This is a genomic window from Neobacillus sp. K501, assembly GCF_053749995.1.
In genome coordinates, this window is sequence record NZ_JBSLYA010000008.1 from 52,250 (window position 1) to 79,155 (window position 26,906).

General features: G+C 41.0%; 32 protein-coding genes and 1 riboswitch. Of the genes, 25 read left to right on the forward strand and 7 right to left on the reverse strand.

The genetic code is table 11. The features are described 5' to 3' along the window. From tenA to ACWM35_RS17575, 4 genes are read left to right on the forward strand one after another with little or no spacing between them, the layout of a single operon-like run. On the forward strand, positions 1–672 hold the full coding sequence (tenA, locus tag ACWM35_RS17560; protein ID WP_454820149.1) for a thiaminase II: 672 nt from the start codon (positions 1–3) through the stop codon (positions 670–672). Beyond that, positions 620–1,414 (forward strand): ABC transporter ATP-binding protein, encoded by a 795-nt coding sequence (locus ACWM35_RS17565; RefSeq protein ID WP_454820150.1) that lies wholly within the window; start codon positions 620–622, stop codon positions 1,412–1,414. Before tenA ends, ACWM35_RS17565 begins: the two co-directional genes overlap by 53 nt. Then, complete coding sequence (locus ACWM35_RS17570) at positions 1,404–2,171, forward strand: ABC transporter permease (protein WP_454820151.1); 768 nt, start codon at positions 1,404–1,406, stop codon at positions 2,169–2,171. The genes ACWM35_RS17565 and ACWM35_RS17570 overlap by 11 nt, the downstream gene beginning before the upstream one ends. A gap of 18 nt (positions 2,172–2,189) precedes the next feature. Next, entirely contained in the window at positions 2,190–3,197 is a 1,008-nt protein-coding gene (locus ACWM35_RS17575; RefSeq protein ID WP_454820152.1) for an ABC transporter substrate-binding protein, read from the forward strand. Between the two features lie 102 nt (positions 3,198–3,299). On the opposite strand, the gene ACWM35_RS17580 is transcribed toward ACWM35_RS17575, so the two are convergent. Together ACWM35_RS17580 and ACWM35_RS17585 are read right to left on the reverse strand one after the other, a co-directional pair. Further along, a complete protein-coding gene (locus ACWM35_RS17580) occupies positions 3,300–3,575 on the reverse strand; it encodes a hypothetical protein (protein ID WP_454820153.1) in 276 nt (91 codons plus the stop codon). After that, positions 3,560–3,820, reverse strand: coding sequence for a CGCGG family putative rSAM-modified RiPP protein (locus tag ACWM35_RS17585; protein WP_454820154.1), 261 nt, complete (start codon positions 3,818–3,820; stop codon positions 3,560–3,562). Before ACWM35_RS17585 ends, ACWM35_RS17580 begins: the two co-directional genes overlap by 16 nt. A 149-nt stretch (positions 3,821–3,969) precedes the next feature. Here ACWM35_RS17585 and ACWM35_RS17590 point away from each other — a divergent pair, with 149 nt between their 5' ends. Beyond that, positions 3,970–4,836 carry a gamma-glutamylcyclotransferase gene (locus ACWM35_RS17590; protein ID WP_454820155.1) on the forward strand — a complete coding sequence of 289 codons (867 nt, stop codon included), beginning with the start codon at positions 3,970–3,972 and terminating at the stop codon, positions 4,834–4,836. A 21-nt stretch (positions 4,837–4,857) separates the two neighbouring features. Here ACWM35_RS17590 and ACWM35_RS17595 read toward each other — a convergent pair whose 3' ends face one another. Continuing rightward, a complete protein-coding gene (locus tag ACWM35_RS17595) occupies positions 4,858–5,064 on the reverse strand; it encodes a DUF5957 family protein (RefSeq protein ID WP_454820156.1) in 207 nt (68 codons plus the stop codon). Beyond that, positions 5,061–5,483 carry a DUF6220 domain-containing protein gene (locus ACWM35_RS17600; protein ID WP_454820157.1) on the reverse strand — a complete coding sequence of 141 codons (423 nt, stop codon included), beginning with the start codon at positions 5,481–5,483 and terminating at the stop codon, positions 5,061–5,063. Before ACWM35_RS17600 ends, ACWM35_RS17595 begins: the two co-directional genes overlap by 4 nt. Positions 5,484–5,821: 338 nt before the next feature. Here ACWM35_RS17600 and nirB point away from each other — a divergent pair, with 338 nt between their 5' ends. The 15 genes from nirB to ACWM35_RS17675 all read left to right on the forward strand — a co-directional run bounded on the left by nirB (position 5,822) and on the right by ACWM35_RS17675 (position 20,552). After that, positions 5,822–8,230, forward strand: coding sequence for a nitrite reductase large subunit NirB (gene nirB / locus ACWM35_RS17605; RefSeq protein ID WP_454820158.1), 2,409 nt, complete (start codon positions 5,822–5,824; stop codon positions 8,228–8,230). 17 nt (positions 8,231–8,247) lie between these two features. Next, entirely contained in the window at positions 8,248–8,571 is a 324-nt protein-coding gene (gene nirD, locus ACWM35_RS17610) for a nitrite reductase small subunit NirD (RefSeq protein ID WP_454820363.1), read from the forward strand. 75 nt (positions 8,572–8,646) lie between these two features. Then, positions 8,647–9,501 (forward strand): formate/nitrite transporter family protein, encoded by an 855-nt coding sequence (locus tag ACWM35_RS17615; protein WP_454820159.1) that lies wholly within the window; start codon positions 8,647–8,649, stop codon positions 9,499–9,501. Between the two features lie 12 nt (positions 9,502–9,513). Then, on the forward strand, positions 9,514–10,287 hold the full coding sequence (cobA, locus tag ACWM35_RS17620) for a uroporphyrinogen-III C-methyltransferase (RefSeq protein WP_454820160.1): 774 nt from the start codon (positions 9,514–9,516) through the stop codon (positions 10,285–10,287). Positions 10,288–10,458: 171 nt separating this feature from the next. Then, positions 10,459–10,559: riboswitch (SAM riboswitch) on the forward strand. Positions 10,560–10,655: 96 nt separating this feature from the next. Then, positions 10,656–10,784: a YezD family protein gene (locus ACWM35_RS17625; protein ID WP_454820161.1), complete on the forward strand. Its 129-nt coding sequence runs from the start codon at positions 10,656–10,658 to the stop codon at positions 10,782–10,784. Between the two features lie 82 nt (positions 10,785–10,866). Further along, positions 10,867–11,583, forward strand: coding sequence for a phosphoadenylyl-sulfate reductase (locus ACWM35_RS17630; RefSeq protein WP_454820162.1), 717 nt, complete (start codon positions 10,867–10,869; stop codon positions 11,581–11,583). Positions 11,584–11,606: 23 nt separating this feature from the next. Further along, entirely contained in the window at positions 11,607–12,665 is a 1,059-nt protein-coding gene (locus ACWM35_RS17635) for an anion permease (RefSeq protein WP_454820364.1), read from the forward strand. 73 nt (positions 12,666–12,738) lie between these two features. Next, positions 12,739–13,887: a sulfate adenylyltransferase gene (gene sat / locus ACWM35_RS17640; RefSeq protein ID WP_454820163.1), complete on the forward strand. Its 1,149-nt coding sequence runs from the start codon at positions 12,739–12,741 to the stop codon at positions 13,885–13,887. 16 nt (positions 13,888–13,903) lie between these two features. After that, positions 13,904–14,503 (forward strand): adenylyl-sulfate kinase, encoded by a 600-nt coding sequence (gene cysC, locus ACWM35_RS17645; protein ID WP_454820164.1) that lies wholly within the window; start codon positions 13,904–13,906, stop codon positions 14,501–14,503. A gap of 20 nt (positions 14,504–14,523) precedes the next feature. Beyond that, complete coding sequence (gene cobA / locus ACWM35_RS17650) at positions 14,524–15,300, forward strand: uroporphyrinogen-III C-methyltransferase (RefSeq protein ID WP_454820165.1); 777 nt, start codon at positions 14,524–14,526, stop codon at positions 15,298–15,300. 12 nt (positions 15,301–15,312) lie between these two features. Further along, positions 15,313–16,035, forward strand: coding sequence for a sirohydrochlorin chelatase (locus ACWM35_RS17655; protein ID WP_454820166.1), 723 nt, complete (start codon positions 15,313–15,315; stop codon positions 16,033–16,035). A gap of 6 nt (positions 16,036–16,041) precedes the next feature. Further along, positions 16,042–16,185, forward strand: coding sequence for a hypothetical protein (locus ACWM35_RS17660; RefSeq protein WP_454820167.1), 144 nt, complete (start codon positions 16,042–16,044; stop codon positions 16,183–16,185). 64 nt (positions 16,186–16,249) lie between these two features. After that, positions 16,250–18,070 (forward strand): assimilatory sulfite reductase (NADPH) flavoprotein subunit, encoded by a 1,821-nt coding sequence (locus ACWM35_RS17665; protein WP_454820168.1) that lies wholly within the window; start codon positions 16,250–16,252, stop codon positions 18,068–18,070. Between the two features lie 29 nt (positions 18,071–18,099). Further along, a complete protein-coding gene (gene cysI / locus ACWM35_RS17670) occupies positions 18,100–19,818 on the forward strand; it encodes an assimilatory sulfite reductase (NADPH) hemoprotein subunit (protein ID WP_454820169.1) in 1,719 nt (572 codons plus the stop codon). A 455-nt stretch (positions 19,819–20,273) separates the two neighbouring features. Beyond that, positions 20,274–20,552 (forward strand): Spo0E family sporulation regulatory protein-aspartic acid phosphatase, encoded by a 279-nt coding sequence (locus ACWM35_RS17675; protein WP_454820170.1) that lies wholly within the window; start codon positions 20,274–20,276, stop codon positions 20,550–20,552. Positions 20,553–20,600: 48 nt separating this feature from the next. On the opposite strand, the gene ACWM35_RS17680 is transcribed toward ACWM35_RS17675, so the two are convergent. Both ACWM35_RS17680 and ACWM35_RS17685 read right to left on the reverse strand, forming a co-directional pair. Continuing rightward, on the reverse strand, positions 20,601–20,786 hold the full coding sequence (locus ACWM35_RS17680) for a hypothetical protein (RefSeq protein WP_454820171.1): 186 nt from the start codon (positions 20,784–20,786) through the stop codon (positions 20,601–20,603). A gap of 199 nt (positions 20,787–20,985) precedes the next feature. Next, positions 20,986–21,504 carry a J domain-containing protein gene (locus ACWM35_RS17685; RefSeq protein ID WP_454820172.1) on the reverse strand — a complete coding sequence of 173 codons (519 nt, stop codon included), beginning with the start codon at positions 21,502–21,504 and terminating at the stop codon, positions 20,986–20,988. A gap of 203 nt (positions 21,505–21,707) precedes the next feature. Here ACWM35_RS17685 and ACWM35_RS17690 point away from each other — a divergent pair, with 203 nt between their 5' ends. Continuing rightward, entirely contained in the window at positions 21,708–21,929 is a 222-nt protein-coding gene (locus tag ACWM35_RS17690; RefSeq protein WP_454820173.1) for a hypothetical protein, read from the forward strand. A gap of 101 nt (positions 21,930–22,030) precedes the next feature. Then, positions 22,031–22,768 (forward strand): rhamnogalacturonan acetylesterase, encoded by a 738-nt coding sequence (locus ACWM35_RS17695; protein ID WP_454820365.1) that lies wholly within the window; start codon positions 22,031–22,033, stop codon positions 22,766–22,768. Here the strand turns inward: ACWM35_RS17695 and ACWM35_RS17700 are convergent. Beyond that, positions 22,727–23,656, reverse strand: a complete 930-nt coding sequence (locus ACWM35_RS17700; RefSeq protein ID WP_454820174.1) for an MBL fold metallo-hydrolase — start codon at positions 23,654–23,656, stop codon at positions 22,727–22,729. The genes ACWM35_RS17695 and ACWM35_RS17700 overlap by 42 nt on opposite strands. Positions 23,657–23,888: 232 nt before the next feature. Between ACWM35_RS17700 and ACWM35_RS17705 the strand changes: the two genes are divergently transcribed. From ACWM35_RS17705 to ACWM35_RS17715, 3 genes are all read left to right on the forward strand, one after another. Beyond that, entirely contained in the window at positions 23,889–24,065 is a 177-nt protein-coding gene (locus tag ACWM35_RS17705) for a Fur-regulated basic protein FbpA (RefSeq protein WP_454820175.1), read from the forward strand. Between the two features lie 129 nt (positions 24,066–24,194). Further along, the gene (locus ACWM35_RS17710) at positions 24,195–24,374 is read left to right on the forward strand and encodes a hypothetical protein (RefSeq protein ID WP_454820176.1); all 180 of its coding nucleotides are present in this window, start codon (positions 24,195–24,197) and stop codon (positions 24,372–24,374) included. 132 nt (positions 24,375–24,506) lie between these two features. After that, positions 24,507–26,582 (forward strand): transglycosylase domain-containing protein, encoded by a 2,076-nt coding sequence (locus ACWM35_RS17715; RefSeq protein WP_454820366.1) that lies wholly within the window; start codon positions 24,507–24,509, stop codon positions 26,580–26,582. Positions 26,583–26,906 lie beyond the last annotated feature (324 nt).

The following is a 26,906-nucleotide window of genomic DNA, read 5'->3' on the forward strand; positions in this document are numbered from 1 at the left end:
ATGAATTTTTCACAAAGACTTTATGAAAATGTAAGTGGAATCTGGCAAAAGACGCATGAACATCCATTTGTAGTTGGGATTGGAACAGGGGATCTCCCGATTGAATCCTTTATCCGATATATGAAACAGGACTATGTCTTCTTAATTGATTACTCGAAGCTTTTTGCCTTTGCTGCGGTGAAGGCCCGTGACCTCGATACGATGGCCTCATTTGCGAACCTTTTAAATGAAACCTTGCATGGGGAAATGGAACTCCACCGGGGCTATGCAGCCAAGTTTGGAATTACAAATGAACAGTTAGAGGAAACGAGAGCGACACCGATGAATTTAGCGTACACAAGGTACATGCTGAATGTTGCTCAAAATGGGGCACTAGAAGAATTAATCTCTGCTCTCCTGCCGTGTATGTGGAGTTATTGGGAAATTAGCAAAGAGCTAGTAAAGAAATATCCTAGTGCTAGCACACATCCTTCCTATGGAGAATGGGTTTCAATGTATGCTTCTGACGAATTTGGTTCTTTGGCTTTATGGCTGATTGATCTGTTGGATGAATTAACAGAAGGAAAACCAGAGTGGGAGTTGGCCATTTTAGAAGAGCATTTCTTAACGACTTCTCGCTTTGAATACATGTTCTGGGATATGGTCTACAAAGGGGGCGAGTGGCCTGTCTAATGCAACAATGTTATCACTGCAAGAACTAACTTATGCGTTTGATGAATCTCGGCCTCTTTTTCAAGATTTAACGTTACAGGTACAAACAGGTGAGTTTGTTTCTGTCATTGGGTCCAGTGGATCTGGAAAAAGCACACTATTTAAGCTCATCACCGGTTTACTTGAGCCTGACCGAGGTCAAATTTTAATTGAAGGTGAAAAATCCCGAAAGCGCTTAGGGAAGGTTGGCTACATGCCGCAAAAGGACTTGCTGCTTCCTTGGAAAAACGTTATGGAAAATATCCTGCTTCCTTTAGAGGTGTCAAAAGAGAATAAACAACAAAGAATTCCCGAAATTCGTAAATGGTTAGCCCGTTTTGGATTAGAAGGGTATGAAAAAGCCTATCCCGATGAACTATCAGGAGGAATGAAACAGCGTGTTGCTTTTTTACGGACTATTATGACGGGAAGAGACCTTTTATTATTAGATGAGCCGTTTGGGGCTCTCGATTCTTTGACGAAAAGAAAAATGCACAGCTGGCTTTTAGGCCTGTGGGGAGATTTGCAAAAAACAGTCTTGTTCATTACCCATGATCTCGAAGAAGCGATTTTGTTAAGTGATCGGATCTATTTATTAGGACGAAATCGTATCCAAGAAGTAAAAGTCACGTTGTCAAGGCCAAGAGATCCGAAGCTCATTTTTCAATCAGAGTTTATCACGATTAGAAAAGAACTGGAGATGCTGATTGATCATGAAAGTTAAATGGAAAAAATGGACAGGGGATTATGGTCTATTCCTGCTCGTAGCCATTCTTATCATGAGCAGCTGGGAATGGGTGGTGCAGAAGGAATTCATTCCGTCCTTTATCTTGCCAGCACCTACTGCTATCTGGGATGCGTTTCTCGAGAACCGTGACATATTATTTAGTGAGCATCTCCCAGCAACAATGAAGGAAGTGTTAATCGGGTTTGCCATTGCCCTAGTTGGCGGCCTGTTTTTAGGAGTATCGATGCACTTTTTTCGTAAAGTTGAAAAAATGCTATATCCGTTTCTTGTAATCTCGCAAACTATTCCATTGATTGCTTTATCCCCGATTTTTATCATGTGGTTCGGATATACGATTTGGAGCAAAATTGCTGTGACGATTTTAATTGCCTTTTTTCCAATTGTCATCAGTACATATGATGGACTGAAATCAGGAGGGAATGAGTATCGGGAGTTATTGCTAACAATGGGGGCAAGCCGATGGACCGTGTTCCATAAAGTCCAGGTGCCAATGGCCCTGCCGTCGATTTTATCCGGTATGAAGATGTCCGTGGTATATGCTGTTGTTGGCTCAACCATTGGGGAATGGCTCGGTGCTAGTGAAGGGTTAGGCTATTTCAGCCGCCGGATGTCTGGCAATTTACAGGCGGATGCCGTTTTTGCTGCGATAGTACTGTTGTCCTTACTCGGAATTGTGTTGTTTTGTATCATTAATTTAGTAGAAAAGCTGTTAATAAAAAAAGCTAGAAGGTAGAGAGGAAGTCAACTTCAAATGAAATTACGCAAATTATTGTTCGTAACTGTTTTTATTTTTATGTTATCTGCATGTGGGAAAAATGACGCAGACAGCCCTAAAGACGCGACAACCGGAGAAAAGGAGCTTCAAAAGGTGAGTTTAATGCTGGATTGGTATCCAAACGCTGTCCACTCCTTCCTGTTTGTCGCCGAAGAAAAAGGTTATTTTAAGGAACAAGGTTTAGATGTAGAGATTCAAATGCCGGCTGATACAAATGATCCTTTAAGATTGGTGGCTGCGGGTCAAATTGACATGGCGATTAGCTACCAGCCGCAAGTTTTAACTGCGCGCGGAGAGGATATTCCTGTCCAATCGTTTGCGGCGCTCGTTCGTCATCCATTAAATCAGTTAATGGTGCCTGCAGATGGTTCCATTCAATCACCTAAAGATTTAGCTAACAAAACGATTGGCTATCCATCGATTCCATTAGATGAAGCCTTTATTGACACGATGGTGGAAGCAGACGGTGGAGAGCCTGGGAAAGTAAAAATGGTGGATATTGGCTGGGACTTGATTCCTGCACTGGCAACAAAGAAAACAGATGCAATCATCGGCGGTTATATCAACCATGAAAAATTGTTGCTGGAAAAAGAGGGACATTCCATCCGCACATTAAATCCGGCAGATTATGGGGTACCAGATTATTATGAATTAGTGATGGTTGGAAGCGAAATAGGATTGAAGGATAAGCCAGAAGTGTTTAAAAAGTTTATGACTGCAGCGACGAAAGCCCAAGAATTTGTCCAAGACAATCCAAAAGAAGGCTTAGAAATACTATTAAAGCAAGAAGACAAATCCTCACCACTAGACAAGGAAATTGAAACAAAGAGTTTAGAAATTCTCCTGCCACTAATGGATGCCGGAGAAAATCCATTCGGCTATCAAGAACCAGAAACATGGGCAAAAGTAGCCCAGTGGCTGGAAGAAAAACAAATCATCAAAACTAAACTCAACCCAGAAGAAGCCTACACCAACTTTGAATAATTGTAAAAAAACCCCAAAATGTCCACTGGAGACGGACTTTTTTGGGGTTTTGTCCACGAACGGTGACAGGCACCGATTTGAGCACCGAATTCGCACCGAAATCTACGGGAAGTAGATTTCTAGCCTGTCGGTGTTGTTTTGAAGTGTGTAGTAGTTTTGGAAGTCAGGGTTAATTTGGATTTTCGGGTATGTTTTTAGGTTTATGGTTATGTTTTTTCCGTTTTGTTTGATGAAGATGAGCTGGTTGTTTTCTAGTTTGATTGTTTGAGTGTTGAAGCCATCTCGATCTTGTAGCAGGTCATCCTGATAGTAGTTCAGGATGACTTGTTGATTTTGATAGTTTGTTAATCTGGATAGGATGTTTACTGCTTTTTCCATACTCGCAACACATACCCTCCGCAGCCGCATTGATCAATAAATTTTGTTTCAATCATTGGTCCAAAAAATAATTTCAAAGATTCTGTTAAGTAATCATCTGGATTTCCGAAGTTCGCTGGGGTAACAATATTGACGTAGTAACCCTCTGAAGTATTCTGAATAGCTTCCAACGCATCTTTAACAATCAACTCTTCACTTTTCTCATATTCCTCATGTTCAAGCGAAATTGACCAATTTTTCCCCATCATCATCACCTCTTAATCCTATTTTAATTCCAAAATGTCTCAAAAGAGGTGATTTGCCTCACACATTTCTCGTGACGCCACATTGTATTCCCTTTATGATAAGGTTAATTAACAGAATTTTAAAATTATCAAGAATGGAGTGTAATAGAATGACGATAAATTATGTTTTTGTATATGGTACGTTACGCAGGAGTGAACATAATCATCATTTCATGAATGGAGCTACTCTTGTTGCGGAACAAGCTTGGACTGAGGGCATCTTATTTGATACCGGGCTGGGTTATCCGGCCGTGAAAAAAGCGAGAGACGGCAAGGTGTATGGTGAGTTATATCTCGTCTCCGATGAACAACTTCATACTCTAGATCGCTTAGAAGGCTATGATGAGGAAAATCCACATCGATTATACGACCGCGATAAGCAGATCATTTATTATGATACTGGTAAGACCGAAGCATATATTTACACGTTTGCTAGTCACAATGAAAAATTGCTTTCGGATAAAATCCCCCTTGGAGATTGGAAAGAGCCACGTATACATAAGCAAGATACAGTTCTTTACTTTGCCTATGGCAGTTGTATGGATGATGCACGATTTAAACTCGCAAATGTCCATTCATTTTTTCAAAAGATGGTGGGGCGTGGAATTTTGGAGGGCTATACCCTAAGATATACGAAAATCATCCATGATGGCGGCCGTGCAGACATTGTCGAAGAAGGCGGAACGGTCGAAGGTAAGGTATACGAAATTCCCATTGATTGTATTGATTATTTGTATAAGCGTGAAGGGGTGGGAACCGGAATGTATCGGCCTGCTTTTGTTGACCTCACCATCAATGGAAAGCTAGAAAAGGATGTCCTGACCTTCATTGTCGTAGACAAACAACCAGAAACTGCCCCTCCACAACATTATAGTGAAGAAATCATCAGAGGTGGAACAGGTGTTCTAAGTGAATCCTATATCGAAGGATTAAAAGATCACATAATAATGTTATGTAAACAAAAAGAAAACTCCTAACTAACGCCAAAAGCAGCTTCCTTAATGACGGAGGCTGCTTTTGTACATTGGGGTGTTTGATTTTTTTCTTAAAATAATATCAATTCCAACTAAAATAGCCCCGAGAAGAAAAGGGAAGAACTTCATACCAATTGTTTGATCATAGAGTAGATAGCCAAATACTCCCACGATTTCGGCAATAATAAAACCAAGTATAGCTCCAGTAACAAAAATAAAGAAAGATCTCATAATGCAACATCTCCTTTTGAGCTAGAATTAAAGGCATAGCTCCATGCCTTACGGACAAGTTTTATCGACATCCAGAATAGTCCTATGGCAATTACGGGATGGAGGGCTGCTGCCCAAGGGAGAACGGTTATAATATTAGCAGTAAAATACATAACAATAATAACTCCAAAAAGTGCAGCACTTTGGCCAATGGCCCAGCGGGGCATTTTCCCAACTATAGCCAAGATCAGCATCATTACCGGTACAAATTCAAATAAATGAACAAAACTGGTATGCTTTATCCAATGTACAGGGTTCACAAATATGGCTAAACCAGCTAGAAATACCTGCGCAACAACACTTATGACAAACAGAACGGCAAGAATGGCGAAAATTTTTTTACTAAACTTATTTCTTCTAGACTTTTCCTCATACTTCAATTTGAAATCTTCCTTTCTTCTCTCTCTATTTGCAGTATATCAAGGTTATAAACAATAAAATATGAGCCCAAGACGTAATTTTCGCTACGTCTATAGTCTTAGATTAATGTCTGGAAAAAGAGGAATAGTTTTGACGGCTGCTCCTGATGTAGAGCGGCATTTTATTTGCAAAAAAATGTATCCGTTATCATCATTAGAAAATAAGGATTTTCGTAGCTTTAGAGTTTTAACGCAATGAAATTCCGTGTTAGATAACCTTCCACAATCATGTAAAAAGACTTCTCGAAATGATATAAAATATTCAGACAATCCATTTCTTGTAAGGAGGGTTATAACACATGGAAAAACAAAAACTAGTAGTCATTGGTAATGGGATGGCAGGGGTAAGGGCTGTTGAAGAAGTGCTTAAAATAAACCCTGATCAATTCGAAATTACGATTTTTGGCAGTGAACCTCACCCGAATTATAATCGTATTCAGTTATCAACGGTTTTACAAGGTGGGACTTCCGTTCGTGATATTACGATAAATGATTGGTCATGGTATGAAACCAATGGCATTCACCTATATACGGGCGAAACCGTTTTATCGATTGATACGAGAAAGCAAATCGTTCTTACCGATAACCAAAGAAAGGTAGCCTTTGACAAACTAATCATCGCAACAGGATCAAATCCCTTTATGCTTCCATTACCTGGTGCCGATAAGGAAGGGGTAACAGCCTTCCGAAATATTAAAGATTGCGAAAAGATGATGGAATACTCGAAAAAGTATCGGAAAGCCGCGGTTATCGGAGGAGGGTTACTGGGACTGGAGGCGGCTCGAGGTTTATTAAACCTAGGGATGGAAGTTGATGTGATTCATATTTACGATTACTTAATGGAACGACAGCTTGATCGCACTGCCGGAAAGCTGTTACAAAAAGAATTAGAAGCGCAAGGGATGAACTTCTTATTACAAAAGAATACTGCAGAGATTTTGGGCAGAAAACGTGTAACCGGCTTAAAATTTAAAGATGGAAGTAAAATCAAAGCTGATTTAGTGGTGATGGCGGTTGGAATTAAACCAAATGTTTCGCTCGCTCAAGCTGCTGGAATCCCGGTAAACCGCGGAATTATCGTGAATGACTTTTTAGAAACGGGAGTAACGAATGTTTTTGCAGTAGGAGAATGTGCCGAACATCGTGGGATTGCCTACGGTCTAGTCGCCCCTTTATATCAGCAAGGACAAGTGTTGGCCAGGCGTATATGTGGAATGGACGCAGCTCCATACCAGGGTTCCGTGCTTTCGACTCAATTAAAGGTATCTGGCGTAGAGGTATTCTCAGCTGGAAAAATCAATGAGGATGAAAATACGAAAGTTTATAAAATGTATGATGACTGGCGCGGAGTATATAAGAAAGTACTGATTGAAGACGGGAAAATAACAGGTGCTGTTCTTTTTGGGGATACGCAAGAAGGCAACAAGCTGTTAAATTTTATAAAAAATGAAGCAAAGGTCGAGGAGTATTTACAAAGTGATTCAAATGAAGCTCCACAGATAAGTGGCGTTCAGAGTATGGCGGATGAGGAGCTAATCTGCGGATGTAATGGGGTCACAAAAGGAGCGATTATTGAGGCAATCCAAACACAGGGTTTAACAACGGTGGAACAGGTGAAAGGCTGCACCAACGCCTCCCGCTCATGTGGTGGTTGTAAATCACTCGTCCAAGATTTACTTTCATGCACACTGGGTGATCAATTTCAGGTAGAACAAAAAGAGGCAATTTGCGCTTGTACATCCTTATCAAGAGATGAGGTTTTACAAGAAATCCGTGAGAAAGGTCTAACCCATATTCGTGAGGTGATGTATGTCCTTGGCTGGAAGACAAATGGATGTTCTAAATGTAAGCCTGCCTTGAATTATTACTTAGGGATGGTTAATCCGTTGTTTTATCAAGACGAACGTGAAGCTCGATATGTCAATGAACGATTACATGCCAATATCCAAAAGGATGGAACTTACTCCGTCGTCCCAAGGATGTACGGTGGGGTCACCACTTCAGAGGATCTGCGAAAAATTGCCGATGTGGCGGATAAATACAAGGTTGGTTTGATCAAAGTGACGGGGGGACAGCGCATTGATTTACTAGGGGTAAAGAAGGAGGACCTTCCAAAAATTTGGGAAGAGCTGGATATGCCATCAGGATTTGCCTATGCCAAAGGAGTAAGAACAGTCAAAACCTGTGTTGGCGAAAACTACTGCCGGTTTGGAACACAAGATTCTATTAGTCTAGGAATCAAAATAGAGAAGAAGTTTGAGGGCTTGTACACCCCTCATAAAATTAAAATGGCGGTATCGGCCTGTCCGCGAAATTGTGCAGAAAGTGGAATAAAAGACGTTGGCATTGTTGGAGTCGAAGGGGCTTGGGAAATGTATGTGGGTGGAAACGGTGGTACCCATCTGCGCGAAGCAGATCTCCTCTTTAAACTGAAAACAGGGGACGAAGTGTTGGAAATGACCGGAGCTTATCTCCAATATTACCGTGAAACTGCTAATTATTTGGAAAGGACCTCAGCTTGGGTGGAACGCCTTGGACTTGACCATATTAAAAGAGTGCTAGAGGACAAGGGAAATGTAATGAATCTCAATCGCCGAATGAACGAAGCGCTATCTGTGGTTCAAGAACCATGGCAGGAGACGATTCACAATAAAAACCTAGTAAAAGACCTTTATGAAACGGTGAAGATTCCAATAGAAACCCATTAATCACTGATAGGAGGGAAATAATGAAAAAAACCATTCGTCATGTGTGGATAGGAAAGCTAACTGATCTACCACTAAAATTAGGAAAAACGGTCATGATAGGTGACAAGGAATTGGCGGTGTTTAAATTAGAAAATGGAGATATTCGAGCAATTGAAAACCGCTGCCCGCATAAAGGAGGGGTTCTAGCGGAGGGAATTGTAAGTGGGGAATTTGTCTTTTGCCCGATGCATGATTGGAAAATTTGTGTAAGTGACGGGAAGGTTCAAGCACCAGATGTGGGCTGCGTCCAGTCTTATCCGGTAGAGGTTCAGGAGGATCAAATTTATATAGTTATAGAATAGGTGAATTTAAGAGAGAAATATTTTTAGGGGTCTATGAATGGGTCGGTCTAATAAAAGACTTAAGGGAGTGAAAAGATGGCATTGGTGAGTCCGTATCAAGTAGTCGATAATATGATTCAAGCTGGAGAGGCAAAATCAAAATTGCCAGTTAAAGATTTATTAATCCGTGGAGTGCTAGCTGGAGCACTTCTTGGCTTTGGTACAACCTTAGCTTTTACTGCTGAGATTCAGACTGGGATGGGAGTTGTTGGCGCCATCCTTTTCCCGGCAGCTTTTGTCATTATCATTCTTCTCGGGTTGGAATTGGTTACGGGTAGTTTTGCACTCATCCCTGTTGCGGTCATGGAAAAAAGGGTTTCAGTGATTGCGATGCTAAGGAATTGGTTTTGGGTGATTATAGGACATCTCATCGGGGCGATTTTTTATGGTGGTCTTTATGTCATTGCCGTCACCCAACTTGGCCATGTAACCGATAATGGAGTTGCAACTAAAATCATCGCAGTTGCAGAAGCTAAAACGAACGGTTATAAAAACATTGGAATAGACGGGTACATCGTGGTTATCGTCAAAGCGATACTCTGTAATTGGATGGTCACACTAGGTGCCGTAATGGCCATGACTGCTAAGTCTGTAATTGGAAAAATTGCCGCCATGTGGCTACCAATCTTAATTTTCTTTGCACAAGGGTTTGAGCACGCTGTTGTCAACATGTTTGTAATCCCAGCAGGCATGATGCTAGGTGCGGAAGTGTCTATGGCAGATTGGTGGATTTGGAACCAAGTTCCTGTATTGGCAGGAAACCTGATAAGTGGATTGCTTTTTACAGGGGCAGCCCTTTATTACACCTATCGAAAGGCAGAACCGAAAATGGTTTTGGATATGGCTAAATCTAAGCCAGCTATTACAAATACACAAAGGGGTTCAGTATAAAGGAGGGCTTAGATGGGAAAAGCATTTATCGTGGGCGCTGGTCCTGGAGACCCAGAATTAATTACTGTAAAAGCATTAAAATGTATTCAAGCTGCAGATGTCATTCTTTATGATCGCCTTGTAAATGCTGCTCTATTAGAAGAAGCAAAAAAGGGATGTCAGCTGATATATTGTGGCAAACGGCCGGGTCATCATACCATGAACCAGGAAGCAATCAATGATTTGTTAGTCAAATTCACCGAGAAGGGTAAAATAGTGGTCCGTTTAAAAGGTGGTGATCCTTTTGTCTTTGGTCGCGGGGCTGAGGAAGCTGAGGCGTTAGTAAAAATGGGTCTTTCCTTTGAAGTAGTTCCTGGAATTACTGCCGGCCTAGCCGCACCTGCCTGTGCAGGGATTCCGATCACACATCGTGAACTTGGCAGTTCATTCGCTGTTATAACAGGACATTGCCAGACAGGTCTACCAGTGGATATTGATTGGAAAAATCTAACCAAAGCCGTTGATACCATCGCTGTTTATATGGGGATTCGCAATCTCCCTTATATATGTCAAGAATTACTGTACCATGGGAAAAATGAAAATACACCTGTTGCGGTTATCCAGGAGGGAACAACGGTAAACCAGCGGACAGTAATTGGAACGTTAAAGACCATTGCTGCGATCGTTGAAAACGAAGGGATAAAAAATCCAGCAATGATTGTGATTGGTGAGATAGTAAAATACCGTGAAAAAATAAGGAAGCTAGAATTTGAGGAAAGGCCTGAAAAATATGTGACCATGGCCTAAACTTGAGCAGGTAAAGAGAAGCGTCATGTCGGGTACAACTCGATTATGGCGCTTTTCTTTCATTTGGAGAATCCTTTTATTTTCCCCTTCATTTTAATTTTCTAAATTTTAAAGTTTTTCATTTACATAAAACCTATTGGTATGGTAGGATTAATTTCATCAATTACAAAATTCTTATCTAGAGTGGCAAAGGGACTGGCCCGATGATGCCCGGCAACCTGCTAAGCAAGGTGCTAATTCCAGCAAAATGATTTCATTTTGGGAGATAAGGTGTTACCTGAGCAGTTAACGCCTTTCCTAGATGGAAGGGTGTTTTTTATTAGAAAGGAGGGCGAATCACACTGAAACCAGAAGACAGAGAAGAAATCATGACACATCTTGAGAAAATGCTGGAAACACTACAATTTGGATCCATCACCCTTGTTGTCCAAGACGGAAAGATTGTACAAATTGAGAGAAATGAAAAGGTTCGTCTTCAATCGAATAAAAATCGCTGACTAGAAAAACTAGAGGCGGTCTCCATCACTAAGCTTAAGTGGAGACTGCCTTTTTTTATTGAATGAAAGGAGGTTTGCAGCCATGACGGGTGCAATAACCTATCAAAATTGGAATCCATTAAAAAACTCTTTCACAATTGATGACGAAACAAAAGGAGCACGTTCTGTTTTAGAGTGGGCCTACAGCTCGTATCCGGAAGAAGAACTTGTGTATGCATCTAGCTTTGGAGCAGAGGCCATTGTCTTAATTGACTTAATCCAGCAAATAAAGCCAGATGCCCATATTGTCTTTTTGGATACAGGCTTACACTTCCCTGAGACCTATGATGTAATTAACAAAATCGAAGCTCGATTCCCGAAGCTGAGAATCGAACGGAAACTGCCAAAGCTTAGCCTTGATGAACAAAGAGAACAATACGGATCAGCATTATGGAAAAGAGAGCCAAACCAGTGCTGCCAAATTCGTAAAGTGATTCCATTGAGGGAAACGTTGACGGCCAAACAAGCCTGGATTTCTGGATTGCGCAGGGAGCAATCACCGACAAGAGCAAACACGGAATTTATTAATAAAGATGATAAATTCGAGAATATCAAAATTTGCCCATTAATCCACTGGACCTGGGATGAGGTATGGGAGTATATCCGAGACAAAGACCTTCCCTACAATTCCCTGCATGATCAAAATTACCCGAGCATCGGTTGTTTCCCTTGTACGCAGCCTGTTTCAGCAGATGGTGATTCCAGGGCAGGACGATGGGCGGGAAGCGGCAAGACGGAGTGCGGCTTGCACACTCGTTAAAGGAGGGCTATTGATTGCTCACAATGATTGCAATTTCCATTGGTTTATTTTTTGCCATAAATATTGGCGGTAGTGGGGCTGCTGCTTCGATGGGGATCGCTTATGGTTCCGGGGTTGTCAATAAACGGTTAGCCTTAATGCTCTGTGGCATCGCCGTGTTTTTAGGTGCTTGGCTTGGCGGTGGTGAAGTCGTGAAGACAATTGGCAGCGGAATTGTTCCTTCCAGTACTTTTACGGTCCCAATAGCATTAATTGTATTGGCATCAGCGGCCCTGTCACTGTTTTTGGCCAATATCTTTGGGATTCCACTTTCTACTAGTGAAGTAGCTGTGGGTGCCGTTGTCGGGGCAGGGATTGTTTATCAATCTGTATTTATCGGCAGTCTCGCCTGGATTATGTTCTTTTGGCTGCTTACACCATTTGCTGCCTTCATCATCGCCATTTTGGCTTCTTATTTGTTAAAAAACAAATATTTTACTCGGTGGATGAAGGCTCCAAAAGCGGTACCCCTTTTATCAGTTCTCGTTGTATTTATGGGATTGTTCGAAGCCTTTTCGGCTGGAATGAATAATGTTGCAAATGCGGTAGGGCCGCTTGTCGGCGCTGGGATTCTTACAACAGATAAAGGAATCCTATGGGGCGGATTATTTGTAGCGGCTGGAGCATTGATTCTCGGTCATCGTGTTTTAGAAACAAATGGGAAGAAAATCACCACCTTAAAGTTGGAAGAGGGCTGTGTCATCTCAGGTACCGGAGCAACAATTGTGACAATTGCATCCGTCTTTGGGATTCCTGTCCCATTAACCCAAATTACAACTTCATCGATCATTGGAATCGGCTTCGCCAAACACGGGAAATCCGTTTTGAAAAAAGGCATAGTGGTTCAGCTATTAACGGTTTGGATTGTATCGCCAGTGCTGTCAATGGTATTGTCGTATACCCTAATCCAGTTGATCATTGAACATAATTTTTATCCAATTGTGGCGATGATAGGTGTATTGATTTCAGTATTCGGAGTGATGTCATTGATGAAACGACCGAAGTCTGCCTTAACGATGTCCCAAGAAGCAGCAAAGGAATAAGGACAAATATATTAATTCCATTTACTAGGTCCGTAAATAAACGGCTAAATATATAAAGAAAGGTTTGATTCTGTTGTCATTTTTACCAGCACCTCATGGAGGAAAATTAATTCAAGCATACGATCCAGCTTATGATGTATCCCAAATCGAAAAAGAAATCCAAATTGACGCGATTGCCTTGAGTGATCTCGAATTAATTGGGGTTGGTCTTTTCAGTCCATTAACAGGATTCCTCGGAAAAGCAGATTATGACTCTGTCGTCTCAAATATGCGTCTAGCAGATAATACGATTTGGTCGATTCCGGTGACATTGCCTGTATCCTATGAAACTGCTGCATCCCTTGAAGTGGGGGAAGTAATCAAGCTTGTTTTTGAAAAAGAAGTTTATGGTGTCATCAAGGTTTCTGAGTGGTATGAGCCAGATTTAGATAAGGAAGCACTAGAAGTATATAAAACCAATGAGCTTGCTCATCCGGGTGTAAAACGGTTATTTGAAAGAGGACCGGTTTACCTGGCGGGTGAAGTGACTTTAGTTAAAAAATCAGAAAAAGGGATTTTTGGCGATGTCTGGTTTGAACCGAAGGAAACACGAGCTTTATTTGAAGAAAAGGGATGGAAGACTGTGGTTGGCTTCCAAACGCGAAATCCAATCCACCGGGCACATGAATACATTCAAAAGGCTGCCTTGGAAACGGTTGATGGTCTGTTCGTTAACCCGCTTGTTGGGGAAACAAAATCCGATGATATCCCTGCGGATGTCCGTTTGAAAAGCTACCGCGTACTTCTTGAAAATTATTATCCAGAAGAGCGTGTACAGCTTGGCGTTTATCCTGCTGCCATGCGTTATGCGGGTCCAAGAGAAGCGATTTTCCATGCGATTGCCCGTAAAAATTTCGGCTGCACCCATTTTATTGTTGGCCGTGACCATGCTGGTGTCGGAAATTATTACGGAACGTATGACGCACAGTATATTTTCAGTGAGTTTCCTGAAGGAGAGCTTGGCATTAAACCATTATTCTTCGAACATAGCTTTTATTGCAATAAATGTGAAGGAATGGCCTCCGATAAAACTTGTCCACACAGCAAGGAGGACCGCGTGATCCTTTCTGGAACAAAGGTTAGAGAATTGCTGCGCGCTGGAGAGCTGCCACCATCTACCTTCAGCCGCAAAGAGGTTGTTGAGGTGTTAATTGAAGGATTGAAAGAAAAAGCGACTGTGTAAGGAGGCTGAGGGAGCAATGACTAAAGCAACGAATATCACCTGGCATGCAAGTACTGTTTCAAAATCTGACCGCCGTGTCCAAAATGGCCATGGGAGTGCGGTATTATGGTTTACCGGACTTTCTGGCTCAGGTAAATCTACAATCGCCAATGCTGTTTCAAGTGAATTATATCGACAGGGCATTAATGAATATGTCCTTGATGGTGATAATATACGCCATGGTTTAAATAAGGATTTAGGCTTTTCTGATTATGACCGGACAGAAAATATTAGAAGAATTGGCGAGGTCGCGAAGCTATTTGTTGATAGTGGTGCGCTTGTAACAACAGCCTTCATTTCACCGTTTCGCTCAGACCGTGACCAAGTTCGTGCCCTTTTTGAAGAAGGCGAATTTATTGAAGTTTTTGTGGATTGTCCTTTGGATGAATGTGAACGCCGTGATCCTAAACAGCTCTATGTGAAGGCTCGCCGTGGAGAAATAAAGGATTTCACAGGGATCGATTCTCCGTATGAAGCACCGGAAAGTCCAGAAATCATTTTACGTTCGGATCTATTATCCGTTGAAGAAGCAGTAGAACAAGTTTTAGCTTACCTTCAGAAAAAGAACATTATTTAGTAAGGAAAGGATGATTAGCCATGGCTGGCAAGGTTTATTTAGTAGGTGCGGGTCCTGGGGATCCCGAATTAATAACGGTTAAAGGATTGCGTTGCCTGCAGAATGCTGATGTCATCCTTTATGATCGGCTCGTCAATCCCGAACTGCTGCAGTATGCAAAAGAGGGGGCCCAGCTTGTCTACTGTGGCAAGCTTCCTCATTATCATACGATGAAACAGGAAACGATAAATCATTTTCTTGTAAAATATGCTTTAAAGGGTAATCAGGTGGTTCGTTTAAAGGGAGGAGATCCCTTTGTATTCGGCCGCGGTGGGGAAGAAGCGGAGGAATGTGTCCGCCATGGAGTGCCGTTTGAAATTGTTCCTGGCATTACAGCAGGCATTGCCGCCTCTGCCTATGCAGGTATCCCTGTCACCCATCGACAGTTAAGTCGGAGCTTTGCTTTTATTACCGGCCATCAAGCTGGTGATGTGGAAGCGGAGCACCAGTGGTCACATTTAGCTAAGGGAGTGGACACCATATGTGTCTATATGGGAGTGTCCCATCTTCCTTTCATTACTAAGCAATTAATCAATCATGGGAAATCACCGCAAACCCCGATAGCGGTTATTCATTGGGGAACATTGTGTGACCAAAGAACCGTGGTTGGAACCCTAGAATCAATAGAAGAACGGGCGAAAGCAGCTGAAATCTCCAACCCAAGTATGATTGTAATTGGAGAAGTCGTGCGTTTGCATCATAAATTGAACTGGTTCCAGGAAGAAATTGTCCCCAATCTGCCAGTGGTTCACGGTTAAGGAGCAGATAGGATGAAAGCTATACTTTATATAGGTCATGGTACTCGTTCGAAAAAAGGTTCATTGGAAGCAAAAGGCTTTATTGAAAAAGTAATGAGTCGTATTGATGTCCCGATTCAGGAAATTTGTTTTCTTGAATTGACGGAACCGTTAATTCATGATGGTTTTAAGCGCTGTGTGGAAAAAGGAGCAAAGGAAATCCATGTAGTTCCTCTATTTTTACTTTCAGCGGGACATATCAAGGAGGATATTCCTGAGACCTTGGAGTCCTTGAAGTTGATTTATCCTGATGTAGAGGTCAAGATTAGTGATCCTTTTGGTGTACAGGGTGAAATTTTGGACGCTGTTACTGATCTTGTTACAGCTATGGTTGCTGACATAGTTCGTGAGGATCGTGTGTTGATCGTTGGCCGTGGCAGCAGTGACCCAGGAATATTAGCTGATTTTGATAAAATTGCCAGTGGCATCAAGGAACGTCTGAATGTCGAATCGGTATCGGTTTGTTATTTAGCCGCGGCAAAACCGAATCTTGCAGAAGGTTTGGAGCTGATTACCAATAGCGGTTTAGGGCGGAGCATTGTTATACCATATTTATTGTTTTCAGGCCTATTGTTAGCGGAAATAGATCAAGAGGTAAGAAAGCTTAGAAAACGAGGTTACGAGATTCTCCATACAGGACCCTTGAGCGGGCATCGGGTGATTGAAGACATCGTCATCAATCGAGCTGTTGGTTAAAAATTTATGAAGGATTCATGGACAAAAGCCACCGGAAAAGTGATGAAAGTGTCCATGAACAGTGGATTCATGGACAAAAGTCACCGAAAAAGTGATGAAAGTGTCCATGAACAGTTGATTCATGGACAAAAATCACCGAAACAATGTTAAAAGTGTCCATGAGGAGAGATTAACAATCTAAGAAAATTTAATTCCCTATGTGAGGTGGATATTGTTGCAACTTCAGGTATTGAACAGTCCGTTTAATCAGGAGCAAGCAGAGCTTCTTAATCGACTTCTGCCAACCTTAACAGAAACACAACGTGTCTGGCTAAGTGGTTATTTGGCAGCGTCAGCGTCTTTAAACCAGGCGGCTGTTGGGTTGGAAACACCAGCTGCTCTCCAAGCAAATGAAGCTGGTACCGGACAACTAGTCGCAAAAGAAGTGACCATTCTTTACGGGTCACAAACAGGCAATGCCCGTGGGCTTGCGAAAAATGCATCCCAAAAACTTGAGAGTATTGGCTTCCAAGTAACCGTCTCAGCGATGAGCGATTTCAAACATAACAATATTAAAAAGCTAAAAAATTTACTTATTCTCGTTAGTACCCATGGGGAAGGAGACCCGCCTGATAACGCTTTAACATTCCATGAGTTTCTTCACGGAAAACGGGCTCCGAAGCTTGAGGGGATAAACTTTTCAGTTTTATCGCTTGGAGATAGTTCGTATGAATTTTTCTGTCAAACCGGAAAAGATTTTGATGCTCGTCTCGAGGCGCTCGGGGGAACTAGGCTTTATCCGCGTTTTGATTGCGATCTTGATTATGATGAGCCGTTTGCAGAATGGCTTGAAGGAGTTTGCGGCAGCTTAAATGATGCGCAAGCGGGAAGTTCTGAACTCGGTTTACCATCTACTCATGCAATTCAAGCTGTCGAATCAACCTACTCAAGAACGAATCCGTTCAGAGCAGAGGTGTTAGAAAATATTAACCTAAACGGGCGTGGGTCGAATAAAGAAACACACCATCTTGAAATATCACTTGAAGGTTCTGGACTTACGTTTGAACCTGGTGACAGTCTCGGGATCTATCCTGAAAACGATCCAGTATTGGTTGACCAGCTGCTTTCAGAGTTGAACTGGGACCCAGCGCAAATGGTGACGATCAATAAACAAGGAGAATCACTTGCTTTAGGGGATGCCCTACTCACATACTTTGAAATTACAACTCTTACAAAACCGCTTTTAGAAAAAGCGGCAAAACTGTCAAGCAATGAGAACCTTCATGAGCTCGTAAAAAAGGATGTTAAATCCTATCTCGAAGGCCGTGATTTATTGGACTTAGTTCGCGATTTTGGTCCATGGAATACATCGCCACAAGAGTTTGTCTCCATTCTTAGAAAAATGCCTTCAAGGCTTTATTCGATTGCAAGCAGCTTAACTGCTAATCCTGATGAGGTTCATTTAACTATCGGGGCAGTCCGTTATGATGCACACGGCAGGGAAAGAAAAGGTGTTTGCTCGATATTATGTGCGGAGCGCTTGCAGCCGGGAGATACGATCCCAGTTTACATTCAACAAAATGAAAACTTTAAGCTGCCTACTAATCCTGACACCCCAATCATTATGATTGGACCCGGAACGGGTGTAGCGCCATTCCGCTCATTTATGCAGGAGCGTGAAGAACTCGGGGCAGAAGGTAAATCATGGTTATTCTTCGGCGACCAACATTTCGTGACGGATTTTCTTTACCAAATCGAATGGCAGAAATGGCTCAAAGACGGAGTGCTAACGAAAATGGATGTTGCTTTTTCCCGGGATACGGATCAAAAGGTATACGTCCAGCATCGCATGCTTGAACAGAGTAAAGAATTGTTTACTTGGTTACAAGAAGGAGCTTACGTTTATATTTGTGGTGATGAGAAAAACATGGCCCATGATGTCCATCAAACTTTGCTCGAAATTATTGAGAAAGAAGGCAGCCTGAACCGAGAACAAGCGGAGGAATACCTTGTAGGCCTTCAACAGCAAAAGCGATATCAGCGTGATGTGTACTGATCAAGGATTGAAAGGAGTATGGACAATAAATGGTGACCAAAATTTTAACAGCGCCTGAGGGCAAACCAAGTAATGTGGAGCGCATTAAAGAAGAAAGCGACTATTTGCGCGGGACTTTAAAGGAAGTGATGGAAGATTGGATCAGCTCTGGGATTCCTGATGATGATAACCGTTTAATGAAATTTCATGGCAGTTATTTGCAAGATGATCGGGATCTTCGTAATGAGCGGCAAAAGCAAAAACTAGAGCCTGCGTACCAATTCATGCTTCGTGTTCGTTTACCAGGGGGTGTGACATCACCGAAGCAATGGCTAGTGATGGATGAACTTGCCGATAAAAATGCTAATGGTACGCTTAAAATAACGACGAGACAAACCTTCCAAATGCACGGAGTACTTAAATGGAATATGAAAAATACGATCCAGAATATCCATTCGACGCTCTTAGATACAATAGCGGCATGCGGCGATGTAAACCGAAATGTTCTGTGTGCTGCCAATCCCTATCAATCTGAGGTTCATTCGGAAGTATATGAATGGTCAAAAAAACTAAGTGACGATTTATTACCACGAACAAGAGCTTATCATGAGATATGGTTAGATGAAGAAAAAGTGGCTGGAACACAAGCGGTCGAAGAGGTTGAACCCATGTATGGACCGCTTTATTTGCCACGGAAATTTAAGATTGCCCTTGCGGTGCCGCCATCAAACGATATCGATGTCTTTTCCCAGGACCTTGGTTTCATCGCAATTATAGAAAATGACAAGGTAATCGGTTTTAACGTGGCGATTGGCGGGGGGATGGGAAGTTCCCACGGAGATAAAGCAACCTATCCGCAGCTGGCAAAAGTCATTGGCTTTTGTACACCAGAGCAGCTTTATGATGTTGCGGAAAAAACGATTACAATCCAAAGGGATTATGGAAATCGTTCCGAACGTAAAAATGCCCGCTTCAAGTATACCGTTGACCGCTTGGGCTTGGAAACTGTTAAGGAAGAGCTTGAAAGCCGCTTAGGCTGGAAGCTGGGTGAAGCGAGACCCTATTATTTTGAAAGTAACGGGGACCGTTATGGCTGGGTAAAGGGTGTAGGCGGAAAATGGCATTTCACTCTATTTATTGAAGGTGGCCGTGTAAAGGACACGGATGAATATAAGTTGAAGACAGGCCTGCGTGAAATAGCAAAAATCCATACCGGAGAGTTCCGTCTTACCACCAACCAAAACTTAATCATTGCCAATGTTTCAAGTCAAAAGAAGAAGAAAATGAATGAATTAATGGAACAATATGGCTTAACTGACGGCAAACATCACTCTGCACTTCGACGCAGTTCAATGGCCTGTGTCGCTCTTCCAACCTGTGGGTTGGCGATGGCAGAAGCTGAACGCTATTTACCAGAGTTGATTGATAAGATTGAGGAGATCGTCGATGAGAATGGTCTTCGTGACAAAGAAATCACTATTCGGATGACAGGTTGTCCAAATGGCTGTGCCCGACCAGGGTTAGGGGAAATTGCCTTTATGGGGAAAGCGGTTGGAAAATACAATATGTACCTCGGTGCCGCCTTTGATGGCAGTCGGCTGAATAAAATGTACCGCGAAAACATTGGCGAAGAAGAGATATTAAATGAGCTCCGTGTCCTACTTTCACGCTATGCGAAGGAACGCCAGGAGGATGAGCATTTCGGCGATTTTGTAATCCGTGCGGGTATTATCCAAGCAACAACGGATGGCACGAATTTTCATGATTAATAGGGAAGAGATAGGATAAAGATCCTGTCTCTTTTTTTATAATAAGAATATATAATTTTAGGCTTTGAAAATTGTTCAGCTCCAGTGCACTAGCGACTAGTGTCTTTCGCTCTCCGCCCTTCGATAAGTCAAGCACGAATGCGCTAACGCTCTTCGTGTTTCCTTTATCTCAGTTGGAGCGCTCCATAAAGGAAGGCATCGTAAGCATTGGCATCGCACGAAGGAAAAGCGTTTTTCTTTTTCGAGGAGGCCATACGCCGCTGACCAGGGCACTTCCGCTTTTCTACTGAATGAAGCCTCATTTATTTTGTCGGATATTTTCACAGCCCGTCTATTTATGTCTTGTTTTAGCTTGTTTTATCGAAACCGTTTAATAGTAGACAAAAAATGCTATAATACTTTTCATCACGAGCATTTTAGTAGGTAATTTATATTTTTCGAGGTGTAATTTTGCTATGAAACTTGCAGATTTAGAAGAAGCTATTAACGAGAAACGTGACGAGATGATTCGAATGGGAATGACAAAAGGACTATCAAGTGTAGAGACAATTGACTGCAGCCAAGAACTGGACAGACTATTAAATAATTATGAAAACTTACTAACAAAATATGAAAATTCATCCTCCTTAGATTTATATGATGCATATTTTGAATTTTTGCATAACCAGCTGTTTAAGCTTATTTGGAAGCCGTATAGTTTGTTTGTATTGAATAAGAGCAAACGTATTCATTAAAAATTGAGCTGAAAAAAGAGGAAGGGAATATCCCTTCCTCAAGTAATTTTAAGAACGCTGGATGGCTGATGTGGAAAAGCTCTTAATCATTTTTTGAAGGTTTCTATGTCCTTCTCTTAGCTTGATTGTCTCATCAATAATTTTCTGGAACCCTTCCAAATCACGGTCAGATGCATTTAATAACGACTTTGGTATCCCTTCGACGATTTGTTGTAGGTTTAATTCATTACTCATCTCAAAACCACCTTTCAACTCATTCGTAAGACTATTTTGACGTCCTTATTAATATTTTTGGAAAGATATAAGTTTTTCCTGCTAACACCTTAAAAAACTTATCTACATGAATCTCCAGATTATGATCGCCATGTCGTTAATCTTGCAAATAACGACGGGATACTAGTTGTTTTCTCACCTGTATGTAGAAAAATTTCATTTATGACTTTGCTTTCATATAGTGTTCATAGAAAACCTTGAATAATCTTTCATCACCGCCGCGATCAGGATGTAGGGCTTTTAGCAACTTCTTAAATTCTTTCTTGACCTGTTCTTCTTCAGCCGCAGCCTCTAATCCTAAAAGGCTTGCATAGGTTAACGGACTAGCATCAGCAAGTGCATATTCCGCCTGTAGCATTCTTTTTAAGCTCCGGACCTTTGACTTCTCAATCCGAATACTACTTTTTAATTCCTCCAAGTGCTCTTTTAATTTCTGATTTTCATAGAATGTCTTTTCCCATTTCTGAAAATCGACTCCGAATTGTTTACTCTTATTTTCAATCTTCATGTCTAATATGAATGCAGCTAAATCACTAGGCTGAACCGAGTAATCGATATTTAAATTCGGAGTCCTTCTCGCTTTCATTTTCCCTTCAAGAATCCACCTGATGACTGTCTGCTCACTATCCGCAATGCCCTCATTTTTAAGCAGGGCAGTCACTTCCTTCACATTTAACATAAAATCAACTCATTCTTTTAGTAGGCTAAAAATAATGTATCATAGAAAAAACTCTACTAGTTTACTTGAATATTTAATTTATATTAAGAAATTTTTTCAAAAGTAACGAATTTATTAAAAATTCCAGGTTTGGTTGAGGTTTCCACGAAAATCCTCTATTATTTATGCTTCAGGACTGTAAAAGATCGAAGGGATGAAGCTGTGTGTCTACTTTATATGGATCTATTGAATACTTTGAAAAACAAATAGAGAACTATTTAACCATGCATAAATATAAGGATTTTAGAATCATATGGTCTGGTTTAGAAAAAGAAATACTCCATGATTCATTTGTTGAGGACGAAGAAGTACGCCAAAAATTTCTTCAAAACTTACGTATTGCAGCAGAACATTATAAAGTAAAGCATCAAGAAATAATCAAGTAGAAATGAATTGTTATGGGAAGGCTAAATCGTAAGATGCATCTTTGGAGGAATCGTAAGTGTGGAAAAAGAAAATCTTTATCGTGTGTCTGCTCACTTTTATCATGTCCATGGGCTCAAAGGCATTGAGTCTTTCATTACCTGGCCGAAAGCCGATAACGATCTATCTCGTAGGTGATTCTACTGTCTCTAATTATTCTAGTTCTTATTGGCCCCGGGCAGGCTGGGGACAGATGCTAGCCGAATCATTTGACCAACACGTTACCGTAAAAAATGAAGCCCGGCCTGGTCGTAGTTCAAAAAGTTTTATCCGAGAAGGGCGATTAAAGAGGATATTGTATCAAATAGAAAAGGGGGACTACCTCTTCATTCAATTTGGTCATAATGATGGAAAAATGAATGATCCAGCACTTTATACTGAGCCTGCGACTACATATAAAAGGTTTTTAAAACAATATATTGATGGTGCCCGAAAGAAAAATGCCATCCCGGTCCTGATTACGCCTGTAGAAAGACGGCGATTTTCAAAAGATGGAATGGCTTTAAATACACATGGGCTTTATCCAACGGCAATGAAGGAAGTAGCCTTGGAGGAAAATGTCCCAATCATTGATCTTACGACAAAAAGCAAGAATTTATTTCAACTGATGGGGCCGGGAAAAACAAAAGAGTTGTTTTTATGGGTAGATGCCGGTGAACACAGGTATTATCCAAAGGGAGTCAGTGATAATACCCATTTTCAACAAAAAGGGGCAAGAGAAATTGCCCGTCTTGTAATGGAAGGTATGGTAGAAGAGAAATTACCGCTCGCTACCCATCTCCAGAAAGGTTTCACCAAGTAAGAGCACCATTAACTGTTCCTTCGGCAACTGGCGTTTTTCCCATTCTTTGAACAGCCGTTCTAATGCTTCGGGGCCGGTATCATCAGCCAGGCGATAGGCTCCGTAATGCATCGGAACAAATTGTTTCGCTTGTAGTTCTAGAAAGGCTTTCACACTATCTTCTGGTGAGATATGGGAAATAGCCATAAACCATTCCGGTTCATAAGCACCAATTGGCATAAAAACAGTATCAATGGTAAAACGTTTGCCAATCTCCTGAAAGCCGTTAAAATAACCACTATCGCCAACAAAATAAAGTGTCTCCTTGGACCCTTGAAGGATCCATCCACCCCAATGTGAGGTATTCATATCTGTCATAGTTCTTCTCGTCCAGTGTTGCGCAGGGACGAAATGAAGGGTCAATCCCTGATACTCTGCACTTTCCCACCAACTCATTTCCGTTACTTTTCGATATCCTTTTCTGTTAAAAAGCGATTTCATACCGATTGGAACAAAATAATGGGGGTCTCCAGGTAACTTCTTTAATGTTGGAAAATCCAAATGGTCATAATGGCCATGAGAAATGACAACAACGTCAATACTTGGCAGCTCATTGATAGGAATACCAGGTTCTGTTAATCGTTTTTGGAAGCCCATCCGCTTTGCCCATACGGGGTCGGTTAATATATTTATTCCGTTGATTTGAATCAAAAAGGTAGAATGTCCAATCCAAGTGAAAGCCGTGTGGGTACGATTTTCCTTAATTTCTGTGATATTTTTGTTTGGACATTGTTCAATATTAACGGTTAGATCCTTGATTTTACTTTTTCGTTCTTTCTGCCATTTACGCATATCGTTAAAGGATTTTTTGTTGCTTACGTCGTTTAGGTTAGAAAACTTTTGTCTCATTTATTGGTGCTCCCTGCATTTTAATGAAATTATTATATCAAGTTTCTGGAATAACAACCATTTAAAGGTGAGAAACTGAAAAGACACTACATTTCGTTTTCATTTATTAAAGTTGAGTAATATTTATTTTAAAAGTAGGTAATATCGCGCTGTATCGACAATGTCAACATCACTTGCGATTTATAATCCTATTGGAAGTTATCAGACATAAAAATTTTGGAGGTGCCATTTCATGACTCATGTACTGCGAACGGCCATCCAGGAAAAAAGACAATACTTAATGGAAGAACTGCTTAAATTAGGCGTATATAAAAAGAATGATAAACATCTATATGAACTAACTTTAACAGACCTTGAAGAAGTATTTAAATACATGGAAACAAATGTGGGGGATCGAATGAACAATTGAATATCTGTTCAAAAATACGACAAAAAACCGGTAGCGACAATCGGTTTTTTGTTGTTTTTATATTGACATATTTAAGAAAAATCAGATTAGATAGAATTATAGTTAGAAAAGTTAGGCAGGTGAAATTTAATGATTGAGGAGAAAAATAAGAATCGTAAAGTAGAATCTACCATAAAAAAGGGAATATCATTTGGTACCTGTTTAGCCATGATCATTTCCTATACAGCATGGAAATCAATTCCATGGGCCATTGTTCATGGTTTAATGAGTTGGGTATATGTGATTTATTATTGGGCTAAATACGGATAGAGTTTGAGTATAATGGCTTATTTTTAATGTCATCAAGGGGGCTTTTTTCGCATTGACTTTGAATCTTATCGTTTTAAAATTAAGCAGTATGTGAAACGATAAGATTTGAAGGTGGTAATTGACGTGGGACGAATGGAAAGAAGACAGCAAAGAAAAGTGTCTAAAAAGGATTTGAAGCCGTATTTTTCAAAAGGGTTATTCAAGAAATTTTTAATTGCAGGAGTAATCACATCTTTATGCGGCTTGTTGATCGTCAATATCTTTATTTGGACAAGTGATGTAAGTAAATTAAATAAACCAGCCCCACAGCCAACATTGATCTATGACCAAGATGGAAAAATTGCTAGTAAAATATCTAATTCAAACATCGAAGGCGTTGGAATTAAGAAAATTCCTGCCAATGTTATTCATGCAGTTGTTTCAACAGAAGATCAACGTTTTTATAAACACAATGGGATCAATTATGTGGCAATTGTCAGGGCTTTTTTCAAAAATATGATCAGCGGTGACATTGTTGCAGGTGGCAGCACGATTACTCAGCAGTTAGCGAAAAATGCATTTTTAACTCATGAGCGGACCTACACTCGAAAGGTGAAAGAACTCATCATCACAAAAAAAATTGAACGGACGTATTCAAAAGACGAAATTATCGAAAGATATCTTAATCAAATTTATTTCGGTGAAGGAGCATGGGGAATTCAACGTGCAGCGAAAACATATTTTGGGAAAGATGTGAATGAATTATCTTTGAGTGAATCAGCGATGCTTGCTGGGCTCATAAAAGCTCCATCGATTCTCTCGCCTTTTAAGAATATGGATGAGGCGATTAAACGACGAAATATTGTTTTATCATTAATGGAAAATGAAGGATATATTAACGAAAGTGATGTCGAAAAAGCAAAAGCACAGCCAGTCGTCTTAAATGAAGGAAAAAGCGGCGATGAATACGAAGGAAACTATCCTTATTATGTGGATCACATCATCGAAGAGGCAATGAAGAAATACAAGCTGACGAAAAACGAAGTCCTTTCGGGCGGATTACATATCTATACGGAATTAAATCCGACGATTCAAAAGGCAACGGAAACCGTTTATCAAAACGAGAATCTTTTTCCTCAAAGTCCATCAGATCAGTTGCTTCAGAGCGGTGCGATTTTTATCAATCCCGCAACGGGAGGAATTCAGGCACTGGTAGGTGGAAGAGGGGAGCATACCTTTTTAAGCTTTAACCGCTCGACCCAGTTAGTTAGACAACCTGGTTCGACGATGAAGCCTTTGGCGGTTTATGCACCTGCATTGGAACAGGGGTATGAAGTATTTGATTTATTAGAGGATAGACCTCTGAATTTCGGCGGATATCAGCCTAAAAATTATGACAAACAGTATCGAGGACAGGTTACCATGTATGAGGCAGTCATAAACTCTTACAATGTCCCACCTGTCTGGCTATTAAATAAAATCGGGTTAGAAAATGGGATTAAAGCGGTGCAACGCTTCGGTATCCCTTTGGAGGAAGAGGACCATACCCTTGGTTTAGCGCTTGGTGGTATGCATAAAGGGACTTCACCGTTATTAATGGCCCAAGCCTACTCTGTATTTCCGAATAACGGGTCAATGGTGGAAGCGCACTCGATTCAAAAAATAGAGGATTCCGACGGGGATCTGCTTGGAAAATGGCAGAAAAAAGAATCGAAAGTAATCGAACCAGCAGTGGCTCAAAAAATGACGTATATGCTAAAAGGCGTGATTGACGAAGGGACAGGGAAAAAAGCGGCGCTCGATGGTTATGATATTGCCGGGAAAACGGGTACAACGGAACTTCCATTCGGTATTGATGCAGGGGCTAAGGATCATTGGTTTGTCGGCTATACTCCAAACATTGTTGGGGCTGTTTGGTTGGGCTATGATAAAACAGATGAAAACCATTATTTATCTGCATCAAGTGGGGCGACGGTCCCTGCAATATTTAAAGAGATCCTGGCGAAGTCCGTGTCGGAACTTCCTGATAGAAATTTCCAATTATCAGGAATTGAGAAGAAATACAAAGACGAAGTGAAGAAGCGAAAAGAAAAAGAAGATAAAGCACGGAAAGACGAAGAGAAGAAACAAAATAAAGGCAAAGGTAAACAAAAAGACAAAGACAAAGAGAAAAATCGAGGGAACAAAGGAAAAGGTAACGAAAAAGATAAAGATAAAGATGATAATTAGTGGGTAATGGGCTTGTGTCTACTTTCGGTGGGTGCAAGCCTGTTTTTTGTGTGGTGTTTCGTGAAGAGGATTTTACTATCGGATTGCGGAAAATACTCTAGGAGGAGAGAAATACTGGGATAGCAAGTAGCTTTTAGCCAGTGAGGTTGATGAATCATAGCGGATCATCTACTATGTATTATGTATATTTATTAGATCCCCACTGGATCCTTTTGAAAAGTACAAACCATTAAATAATCGTACAAATTGGGATTAAAATCAAGATTCTAACTAAGAAATCCTTCAAAATCTTCACCCCCGTGGACCATTCAGTTTTTAATTGAT